At 69.0% G+C, this 10,660-nt stretch carries 7 protein-coding genes and 1 pseudogene; all 8 read right to left on the bottom strand.

Translation table 11 applies throughout. The annotated features are described in order from the left end of the window. Positions 1-579: 579 nt before the first annotated feature. The gene (locus tag ACYVAG_RS17060) at positions 580-1,164 is read right to left on the bottom strand and encodes a hypothetical protein (RefSeq protein WP_460771663.1); all 585 of its coding nucleotides are present in this window, start codon (positions 1,162-1,164) and stop codon (positions 580-582) included. Between the two features lie 669 nt (positions 1,165-1,833). Further along, the gene (locus tag ACYVAG_RS17055) at positions 1,834-3,015 is read right to left on the bottom strand and encodes an MFS transporter (RefSeq protein ID WP_460771662.1); all 1,182 of its coding nucleotides are present in this window, start codon (positions 3,013-3,015) and stop codon (positions 1,834-1,836) included. Between the two features lie 23 nt (positions 3,016-3,038). Next, positions 3,039-4,004: a polyprenyl synthetase family protein gene (locus ACYVAG_RS17050; protein ID WP_460771660.1), complete on the bottom strand. Its 966-nt coding sequence runs from the start codon at positions 4,002-4,004 to the stop codon at positions 3,039-3,041. 39 nt (positions 4,005-4,043) lie between these two features. Next, positions 4,044-5,618: an NADH-quinone oxidoreductase subunit NuoN gene (nuoN, locus tag ACYVAG_RS17045; protein ID WP_460771658.1), complete on the bottom strand. Its 1,575-nt coding sequence runs from the start codon at positions 5,616-5,618 to the stop codon at positions 4,044-4,046. Next, a complete protein-coding gene (locus tag ACYVAG_RS17040) occupies positions 5,618-7,408 on the bottom strand; it encodes an NADH-quinone oxidoreductase subunit M (protein WP_460771656.1) in 1,791 nt (596 codons plus the stop codon). The genes nuoN and ACYVAG_RS17040 overlap by 1 nt, the downstream gene beginning before the upstream one ends. Before the next feature lie 14 nt (positions 7,409-7,422). Further along, a complete protein-coding gene (nuoL, locus tag ACYVAG_RS17035) occupies positions 7,423-9,321 on the bottom strand; it encodes an NADH-quinone oxidoreductase subunit L (RefSeq protein WP_460771667.1) in 1,899 nt (632 codons plus the stop codon). 76 nt (positions 9,322-9,397) lie between these two features. Continuing rightward, the gene (gene nuoK, locus ACYVAG_RS17030; protein ID WP_460771655.1) at positions 9,398-9,697 is read right to left on the bottom strand and encodes an NADH-quinone oxidoreductase subunit NuoK; all 300 of its coding nucleotides are present in this window, start codon (positions 9,695-9,697) and stop codon (positions 9,398-9,400) included. 164 nt (positions 9,698-9,861) lie between these two features. Continuing rightward, a pseudogene (locus ACYVAG_RS17025) lies at positions 9,862-10,659 on the bottom strand (NADH-quinone oxidoreductase subunit J); the annotation flags it as partial. Position 10,660 lies beyond the last annotated feature (1 nt).

The raw sequence follows: 10,660 nt of genomic DNA, 5'->3' as shown, positions 1-10,660 counted from the left end.
ACTGCGTAGCGGGATCATCGGTCCACAACCAGATCGGATACCCCACCGCCACCATGTTCCACTCATTCACACTCGGATCAGGCCCCACCAGCGGCCGCCCCGCCGGAAGCTTCAACTCCGCCACCGCACGCCGCGCCACCACCACAGGATCAGGAGGCGGAGGAACAGCCGGAGCACCAGGACCCGGAGCACGGCCAGGCAGACACGCGGCATCGACCGGCCCACCCCCACCCGCCATCTGACGGCACAACGAATCGAGCACCTCACCCGGAGACATCGACCCACCCCGGACACCAGGATTGTCCATCACCCAATCCGGGTAAGTGACTGGAGTTGGATTGCCCTGCTTTGGGGTGCCGGTCCCTCTCGCCGGATCGTTATTGCCTCCAGGATCGCCGGACTGCGGAGCGTACTTCTTGGACTCCTGCTGGCCGGCAGTCACAGTGGCAGTGTCACCCTTGACACCCGACTTCACAGTTCGAGTCCCATGGATCCCAAACTCCGGCGGATCCTCCCCTTGGCCTGCGGCAGGAACCGTCAAGACCAGCGTCGCCAAAGTTCCCCAGCCCATCGCCAGCGCTACCAAACGCATTGTTCAGCCGGTCTAGTACGAACGCTGGTCAACTTGATCCGGCCGTCTGCTGCCTGGGCAGCAAAGACATGGCCCGCCACAAATCCACTCTCTGCCCGCTGGCCGTTCCGCTCGATCAACGTCGCCCCTCGTCGGTCTTCGCACACTTCGAGCGTCAGGCGCGGGTCTGACCCCTGGCTGGCCGTGCCTGCTGCAGATCTCGATTTGGTTGTAGCCGCTCGACCCTCAATCCGGTACCCCGTCGCCTTCTGCTCGCGAAGCGCTTTGGTGGTCAGATCCAGGTAGGTTCCCTGCATCACCTGCTTCAGCCGGGGGGATGCCTCATCGGCACCGCCTGCCCGCGTCAGGCGCTCGTACTCATCGAAGGCCACCTGATAGACGGCCTGGGTCTGGCGTACCAGTTCTTCCGTCGATGGCGTCGCGCGCGCGGTCGGGGTCGGCGTACCCGCAGTCTCGGTCGGGGTCGGATTGCCATAAGTGATGGAGGGGTCCCGCGTACCGCCCTCGTCCTTCGGCGTGCACGCGCTCGCGAGCAGCAGCGCGGCGGCAAGGCCTACGGCGACGTGACGCACACTTCCTCCAAGATCCCGGGGATTCGACCAGCGGTTCAACCTCCGCCATTCTGGTCGGCGCCCGGGCCGCGATTCGCGACGCGACGGCAAACACTGGGTTAACGAACGGGCTGTGGATAACGCCGCGCGAGGGTTCGCGGTGACTGACAGGGTTCGCGGTCACGGAGGCCCTCGAGGGCGAACCCCGAGGTGCAGCGCGCACCATGCATGCGGGGTGCGCGGTGAACCATGGGGTTCGGGGTGACGATTCCGGGGTTCGCGGTGGACCGCGGGGTTCGCGGTCGCGACACTTCGACTCGGCCGCAGGCGGCCTCGCTCAGCGAACGCAACCCGCTCCTCGACTCGCTCCGCTCGCTCGGATAACGTGAGGGCACCGCTCAGCGAACGTGACGCGCTCCTCGACTCGCTCCGCTCGCTCGGAGAACGTGAGGGCGCCGCTCGGAGAACGTGACGCGCTCCTCGTCTCGCTGCGCCCGCTCGGAGAACGTAGAAGGGCTGCCTCGCTCGGAGAACGTGCGCGAGAGGCTTCAACTCCTTTGTCGCTAAGCCGGCCGCTCCACGTCGACCCCACCGGACCTCGCGCCTCGGCCGAGCCCATCGAGCCGCCCTAGGCCACCTTGATCACGACGGCCGCCTCGACGGCGATCCCGAGGTCCTCCGCCGAGCCTTTCAGTCCTGACGCACGTCCTGAGCCGATGCCTCCAGCTCCCTCTCGTGCGGTACGCACGCCATCGCCGCCAGCCCCAGAACCGCCGTCAGCGCGAAGAACCAGAACCCCCACGGGTACGCCAGGCCCGCGCTCACCAGCGCTCCCGTGATCAGCGGCCCCACGATCGCGCCCATCCGCCCGATCGATGACGCCAGCCCCAGCGCCGTGTTCCGCACCTCGGCCCGGAACGCGTGCGTGACGTACGCATAGATCAGCACCTGCGCGCTGAACACGAACGCACCCGTCACGAGGATCACCCCGTTCAGCACGAACCGGTCGGCGATCCTGATCGACAGCAGCGCCAGCAGCACCGCAGCCGCCGCGAACCACAGCCAGATCGTCGGGCGTACGCCCCTTCGGTCGGCGACCCGCCCTGCCACGACCAGCCCGACCACGGCCCCCGCGTTCAGCACGAACAGCATCGTGATCGAGCTCGCGATGTCATAGCCCGCCTGCCGCATCAGCTGCGGCAGCCACGTGTTCAGCCCATAGACCAGCAGCAGACCCATGAACGAGCCCACCCACACCCCCAGGCTCGCCCGCAACAGCGGCCCGCGGAACAGCGCAGCCCGCGCCGCGCGCCCGTCCACCCGATCCGCCGCCAGAAACGCCGGCGACTCCGGCAGCTTCGCCCACATCAGCGGCAGGAACGCCAGCCCGGCCAGCCCGCCGAACAGGAACAGCGGCTTCCACGACGGCACCAGCGCCAGCGCCGCCAGCGACGCGAGCACCGCGCCGACGTGATAGCCCGTCATCGTCATCGTGCTGGCCCGCGACCGCCGCTCCCGCGGCAGGTGCTCCGACATCAGCGTCAGTGCGGTCGGCAGCCCGGCTCCCAGCCCGACGCCCGCCATCAACCGCAGAGCCGCGAACACCCCCACCGACGGCGCCCACGGCACCACCAGCGTGAACAGCGAGAAGAGCAGGATCGACCCGAGCAGTACGCGGCGTCGCCCCACCCGGTCGGCGACCGGCCCGGCCACCGCGGCTCCGATGGCCACCCCCACGAGCGACAGCGTCGCCACCGTCGTGGCCCCGGCCGCGGTGAATCCCACGTGGCCGGTCCTCAACAACGTCGGGATGACCGCCCCGAGCACCACGAGGTCGAACCCCTCGAGCAGCACGGTGGTCCAGCACAGCATGGCGGGCCACCGCGACGAAGGCCTCACGCCGACCGCGTCACGACCTGGTCGCAGAGCGCCTCGAGCGCCTCCTTGGCCGCCCCGGTGGGCAACCCCGCCAGGTGGCCGCGCGCGGCGTCGGCCCGGCGTCGCACCTCGGCACGGGCCTCCTCGATCGCCGGATGGGCCCGCAACAGCGAGATCGCCTCCGCCAGCTCGGCGTCACCGGAGAGGTCGGACCCGATGAGCTCCTTGAGTCGCGCGTCCGATCCCGACGACGAGCGCCCGACCAGCAGCGTCGGCAGCGTCGCCACGCCCTCGCGCAGGTCGGTGCCGGGCGTCTTGCCGGTCTCGTCGGACGTGATGTCGATGATGTCGTCGGACAGCTGGAACGCCAGACCGATCTCCTCGCCGAACTCCCCCAGGGCCGCCAGCACCTCGGGCGAGGCCCCCGACACCATGCCGCCGAAGACCGCCGAGGTCGCGATCAGCGAGCCGGTCTTGTCGGCCAGCACGCCCATGTAGTGGTCCAGCGGATCCGCCCCGTCGGCCGGTCCGACCGTCTCGGCGATCTGGCCCTGGACCAGCCGCGCGAACGTGCGGGCCTGGAGGCGTACGAAGTCGGTGCCGAGGTCGGCCACGGTGTCGGACGCGCGGGCGAACAGGAAGTCGCCCACGAGGATCGCGACGGTGTTGTCCCAGCGCCGGTTGGCCGACTCGACCCCCCGGCGCTTGTCGGCGTCGTCCATGACGTCGTCGTGATAGAGGCTCGCGACGTGGGTCAGCTCGACCACCATCGCGGCCTTCACGAGGTCCTCGTCGTCGACCGGGCCCCCGAAGTGGGAGGCCAGCACGACGAGCAGCGGCCGGAAGCGCTTCCCGCCGGCGGAGATGATGTGCTGCGCCGACTCGGTCACCATCGGGGTGTCGCCCTGCGCCGACTCGAGCAGGCGCTCCTCGATGACGGCCAAGTGGCCCCTCACCGCGTCGGCGAACGCGTCGTCCGTCACGGTGTCAGTTGTCGACAGCACAGATCTCCCTTCGGGCTGTCAGCGCAGGAACTCGCGCGCCAGCATGGCGACGTTCAGCAGCGGGCCCGGCAGGATGCCGAGACCGATGGTGGCAAGGCATCCTACCCCGACGGCGACCAGGGTCATCCAGCTCGGGGCCGCCACCCGGGCGTCGCCCGTGGGATCGGAGAAGAACATGACCATGATGACGCGCAGATAGAAGAACGCGGCGACCAGCGACATGAGCACCGCGACGACGACCAGCCACGCGAATCCGCCGCGCCAGGCCGCCACGAACACGGCCCACTTGCCGATGAAGCCCGACGTCAGCGGAATGCCGGCGAACGACAGCAGGAACAGCGCGAACACCGCGGCGATGCCGGGATTCTTGCGGCCCAGGCCGGCCCAGCCCTTCAGCGAGGTCACCTCGCCCCCGGCGTCGCGCACCATCGTGACGATCGCGAACGCGCCGATCGTGGTGAAGCCGTACGCAGCCAGGTAGAACAGGATCGCCGACAGCGACGTCAGCTGGCCGGCGCCCACGCCGGTGGCGCCCTGCGCCGCGCCCGTCATGGCGGTCAGCAGGAAGCCCGCGTGGGCGATCGACGAGTACGCCAGCATGCGCTTGATGTCGGTCTGCGTGATCGCCAGCAGCGAGCCGACCGCCATGGTCAGCACCGCGACGGCCGCCATCAGCGGCTGCCAGTCCCAGCGCGCGCCGCCGAGGCCGACATAGAACACGCGCAGCAGCGCGCCCACGGCGGCGATCTTCGTGCAGGCCGCCATGAACCCGGTGACCGGCGTCGGGGCGCCCTGATAGACGTCGGGCGTCCAGTTGTGGAACGGCACCGCGCCGACCTTGAACAGCAGGCCGATCGCCATCAGGCCCATGCCGCCGAGCAGCAGCACCGACGAGCCCGTGCCCGCGCTCGTGGCGCGGTCGATGGCGGCGAGGGTGAAGTCGCCCGCGTACCCGTAGAGCAGCGCAGCGCCATACAGGAAGAAGGCCGACGACAGCGCACCCAGCAGGAAGTACTTGACCGAGGCCTCCTGCGACAGCAGGCGGCGGCGGCGCGCGAGGCCGCACATCAGATAAAGCGGCAGCGACATGATCTCGAGCGCGATGAACATCGTCAGCAGGTCGTTCGACGCGGGGAACAGCATCATGCCGGTCAACGCGAAGAGCAGCAGCGGATAGATCTCGGTGTGCTCGAGGCGATTCAGGATCGCCTCCTTCTCGGCCGGGGTGCCCGGCACCGAGGCGGCCTGCGGCGTGAACGCCGTGGACCCGCCCGACAGCTTGCGCTCGGCGAACACGAACAGGCTCAGCGCGGTCAGCACGAGCAGCAGGGCCCAGATGAAGTACGACGGCCCGTCCAGCGCCACCGACCCGACCGCGCCGATGCTCTGCGCGCCCGACATCCAGTTGAAGATCGTCAGCGCCAGCGCGACGACGATGGCGACGAACGACAGCCCCAGCTGTACGCCCGCCCGCCCCTTGCGCGGGAAGAACGCCTCGACGCCGACCTGGAGGCAGGCCATGCCGAAGATCACGAAGAGCGGCGAGAGCTGGAGGTATTCCAGCACCGGCGCCTCGAACGTGCCGGGGTTCATCAGTTGTGTCCCTTCGCGAGCTGCGGCTCAGGATCGGTCAGGCCGACCTGCTGCATGGTGGTCTTCACGGCCGGTTCGATCAGGTCGAGCATCGGCTTCGGGAAGAAGCCGAAGACCAGGATCAGGGCCAGAAGGGGCGCGATCGCGAGCTTCTCGCGACCGGTGAGGTCGAGCCGCGTGGACCGGTCGGCGGCGCCGAGGGCGTGGGCGCCGTCGTCGTGGCTTCGACTCGCTGGCGCTCGCTCAGCCAACGCGGGGTCGTCGTGGCTTCGACTCGCTGGCGCTCGCTCAGCCAACGCGGGGTCGTCGTGGCCTCGACTCGCTGGCGCTCGCTCAGCCAACGCGGGGTCGTCGTGGCTTCGACTCGCTGGCGCTCGCTCAGCCAACGCACCATCGTGGGCGGCCCCGGCGTACTCGCCGTTGGCGTCCACCGGATCGGCCACACCGCCGAACGCCTTCGCGGTCTGGTCTGTGACCGGGCCGGTGAAGATGCGCTGATACATCCAGAGGCAATAGACCGCGGCGAGGACCATCGCGATGGTCGAGATGCCGGCCACGATCGGGTTCCGCGCGAACGATCCGGCGATGACCATGAACTCCGACACGAAGCTCGACATGCCGGGCAGCGCGGCCGACGACAGCGCGCCCATCAGGAACAGCCCGGCCATGACGGGCGCGACCTTCTGCACACCGCCGTACGCCGAGATCAGGCGCGAGCCGCGGCGCTGCACGAGATAGCCGGCCACGAGGAACAGCACGGCCGTCGAGAAGGCGTGGTTGAACATGTAGAACGTCGCGCCGGTCATCGAGACCGTCGTGAACGAGAAGATGCCGAGCACGATGAACCCGAAGTGGCTGATCGACGTGAAGGCGATCAGGCGCATCATGTCCTTCTGGCCGATGGCCGCGAGCGCGCCGTAGATCACCGACACGAGCGCCAGCACGATGACGACCGGCGAAGCCCACTTCGACGCCTCGGGGAACAGCTCGAGGCAGAAGCGGATCATGCCGAACGTGCCGATCTTGTCGAGGATGCCGACCATCAGCGTCGAGCTGCCGGCCGTGCCCTCCTCGGCGGCGTCGGGGAGCCACGTGTGGAACGGCACCATCGGGGCCTTCAGCGCGAACGCGATGAAGAAGCCGAGGAACAGCCAGCGTCCCGTCGCACCGCCGATGTCGAGCTGGGCGAGGTCGGACAGCAGGTAGCTGGGCGAGCCCTGGCGGGCGGACACCGCGTACAGGCCGATGACCGAGGCCAGCATGATCAGGCCGCCGGCGAGGCCGAACAGCAGGAACTTGATGGCCGCGTACCCGCGACGACGGCCGCCGAAGCCGCCGAGCAGGAAGTACATCGGGATCAGCGTGGCCTCGAAGAAGAGGTAGAACAGCAGGACGTCGGTCGCCATGAACACGAACAGCGACAGCGACTCGAGCGCGAGGACCAGGCCGAAATAGACATGGCTGCCCCAGCGGTCGTCGGCGTCCACGGTGTCCCACGACGCGAGCAGGACGATCGGGGTCAGGATGACCGTCAGCAGCACCATCGTCAGCGAGATGCCGTCGATGGGGCCGAGCGACCACCAGGCGCCGAACGCGCGGATCCACGGCAGGCGCTCGGCGATCTGGGCACCGCCGGCCACCATCACGGCCACGGCGACACCGACCGCGAGCGTCGCGAGCGAGAACACCAGGCCCATCGTGCGGGCCTGCTTCGCGTTCTTCACCATCATCAGCACGGCGGCGCCGAGCATGGGGAGGAGACCCAACAGGGTCAGCCAGGGGAAACTCATTGCGACTCCTCCCCTCAGGCCACTCGGCCGAGGATCAAGACAAGGCCGACGAGGGCGGCTCCGGCCACCATCGTGAGCGCGTACGACCGGACATAGCCCGTCTGGAGACGGCGGAACGTGGTGGACAGGCCGCCCACCATGGCGGCGCCGCCGTTGACCGCGCCGTCGACACCCTTGTCGTCGGCCGAGGCGATGCCGTTGGCAGCGACCATGGTCGGCTCGATGACGAAGAAGCGGTTCAGCGCATCGCCGTAGAGGTCGTTGCGGGCGGCGTTCTCGAGCAGGTTGCCCGAGGGCGCGTCGCGCGGGATGCGGCCGCGGAAGACCCACCAGCCGGCGAGGACGCCGAGGGCGACCGCCGCCATGGTGACGAGGCCGACGAGCGACGTGAAGCCCGCGAAGAGGCCCGCCTCGTGGGTGTGGCCGCCGGTGGCCGGGTCGAGCCAGCCACCGATCCAGCCGTTCATCGCTACACCGGCGACGAGCGACAACACGGCGAGCACGATCAGCGGGATGGTCATCACGGCCGGCGACTCGTGCGGGTGGATGCCCTCCTCCCAGCGCTTGGTGCCGAAGAAGGTCATCATCATCATGCGCGTCATGTAGTAGGCCGTGATGAAGGCGCCCACCAGAGCGCAGACGCCCACCAGCGTGTTGTGGTGGAAGGCGGCCTCGATGATGTGGTCCTTCGAGAAGAAGCCCGAGGTGAACGGGAAGCCGATGATCGCCAGGTAGCCCATGGCGAACGTCAGGAACGTGACCTTCATGGCCTTCGACAGGGCGCCGTAGTGGCGCATGTTCACGTCGTCGCCCATGCCGTGCATGACCGAGCCGGCGCCGAGGAACATGTTGGCCTTGAAGAAGCCGTGGGTGATCAGGTGGAAGATCGCGAAGGCATAGCCGGCCGGACCGATGCCGGCGGCCAGCATCATGTAGCCGATCTGCGACATCGTCGAGCCGGCGAGCGCCTTCTTGATGTCGTCCTTCGAGGTTCCGATCCAGGCGCCGGCGAGCAGCGTCACCGTGCCGACGACGACGACGGCGGTCGAGGCCAGCGGGGTCTCGGCGAAGATCGCGTGCGAGCGGGTGACCAGGTAGACGCCGGCGGTGACCATGGTCGCCGCGTGGATGAGCGCCGACACCGGGGTCGGGCCCTCCATGGCGTCAAGCAGCCAGGAGTGCAGCGGCACCTGCGCCGACTTGCCGCAGGCGGCGAGCAGCAGGAACAGGCCGATGAACGTGACGGTCAGCGAGCCCGAGCCGAACAGGGTGCCGGGCGCCGTGGCCATGCCGTGGACGCGCTCGTTGACCTCGGTGAACGCCACCGTGCCGAACGTGGCGAACATCGTCATCATGGCCAGCGCCATGCCGATGTCGCCGACGCGGTTGACCACGAAGGCCTTCTTGCCGGCGGCGGCGGCCGAGTGCTTGTGCTGCCAGAACGAGATCAGCAGGTAGGACGCCAGGCCGACGCCCTCCCAGCCGAGGAACAGGCCGAGGTAGTTGTCGGCCAGCACCAGCATCAGCATCGCGGCGACGAACAGGTTTAGGTACGCGAAGAAGCGCCGGCGCCGGTCGTCGTGCGCCATGTAGCCGATCGAATAGATGTGGATCAGCGAACCCACACCGGTGATCAGCAGCACGAACAGGATCGACAGCTGGTCGACCAGCAGGCCGAGGTTGACATGCCAGCCGCCGACGCCGATCCACTCGTAGACGGGGACGGCGATGGAGCGCTGGGCCTCGTCGGCCAGGAACATCTCGGCGAAGATGCAGGCGCCGAGCGCGAAGGAGGCGAGCGAGGCGGCGGTGCCGAGCAGGTGGCCCCACGCGTCGCTGGCCTTCCCGAGGAGCAGCAGCACGGCGGCCGACAGCAGCGGGATGACGATGAGGAGCCACGCGAGCGAGGTCATCGTCGAGAACGGCGCGACGGGGTGGACGACCCCCTCCAGCACGGGGAGGGATTCGAGGACGGTCATGCGTGGCACCTCAGAACTTCAGCAGGTTCGCGTCGTCGACCGAGGCCGACCGTCGCGTTCGGAAGATGGACACGATGATGGCGAGGCCGACCACGACCTCGGCCGCGGCGACGACCATCACGAAGAAGCTCGCGATCTGGCCGTGCAGGTTGCCGTGCACGCGCGAAAACGTGACGAGCGCGAGGTTCGACGCGTTCAGCATCAGCTCGACCGACATGAAGGCCACGATCGCATTGCGGCGCACCATGAAGCCGACCGTGCCGATCGTGAACAGGATCGCCGACAGGATCAGGTAGTTGTTCGGGTTCACTTCTCCCCCTTGCCATGGGCAGTGCCCTGATCGGTGCCGCTCGAGGCGTGCAGCGGGCCCGTGCCGGTGCGGTTGCCGACCGTGTCGGTCCCGCCGTCGGCGACCGGGCCACCCGTACGCCGGGCCAGCGCCGAGTTGTGCTCGTCGTCGGTCGCGGTCCCCTCGATCGCGCGCAGCGTGGCGCGCGTCGCGTCGGCGAGCCGCTCGCCGTCAACGACGGTGCCGCGGGCGGCCAGCGTCTTCGACACCGAGCCCGGCGCGACGGAGCCGTCGGGCAGCAGCGCCGGCGTGTCGACGGCGTTGTGGCGGGCGAAGACGCCCGGGGTCGGCAGCGGGCCGGGGTGCTGGCCGGTCTCGGCGTACGCCTTCATGCGCTCACCCATCTTGGCCTTCTGGGTGATCTTCTCACCGACGCGCTCGCGGTGCGCGAGCACCATGGCGCCGACGGCGGCGGTGATGAGCAGCGCCGAGGTCGCCTCGAAGACGAAGACGTACCGGCTGAAGATCAGGTACGCCAGCGCCGTCACGTTGCCGTGGGGATCGGGGCGACCGTCGGGGCCGGGCATCGTGTTGGCCTGGCCGAGGCCGACCGCGGTGCCGTCGACGACGGCGTTGCCCACGACGAGCAGCAGCAGCGCGCCGAAGCCCAGGGCGGCGAGGATCGCCATGACCCGCTGGCCCTTGAGCGTCTCGACCAGCGAGTCGCGCGCGTCGACGCCGACCAGCATGACGACGAACAGGAACAGCATCAGGATCGCGCCGGTGTAGACGATGATCTGCACCGCGAACAGGAAGGGCGCGTCCTGGGCCGCGTACTGCACGGCCAGGCAGATCATGACGACGGCCAGCGACAGCGCGGAGTGGACGGCCTTCTTGGACAGCACCATCCCCAGCGCGCCGAGCACCATGACCGGCGCCAGCAGCCAGAACGCCACCGCGGCGCCCGTGACCATCGGAACCATC

The sequence above is a fragment of the Mariniluteicoccus flavus genome, from assembly GCF_054776655.1.
The sequence above is the reverse complement of the archived record's forward strand: the minus strand, read 5'-3'. Positions and strand labels throughout refer to the sequence as shown.

Bases quoted from the DNA above. Each gene is read 5' to 3' on its own strand.
- nuoN (WP_460771658.1), bottom strand. From the start codon at position 5,618: ATGAACCCCGGCACGTTCGAGGCGCCGGTGCTGGAATACCTCCAGCTC.
- nuoL (WP_460771667.1), bottom strand. From the start codon at position 9,321: ATGACCTCGCTCGCGTGGCTCCTCATCGTCATCCCGCTGCTGTCGGCC.
- ACYVAG_RS17040 (WP_460771656.1), bottom strand. From the start codon at position 7,408: ATGAGTTTCCCCTGGCTGACCCTGTTGGGTCTCCTCCCCATGCTCGGC.
- ACYVAG_RS17055 (WP_460771662.1), bottom strand. From the start codon at position 3,015: ATGCTGTGCTGGACCACCGTGCTGCTCGAGGGGTTCGACCTCGTGGTG.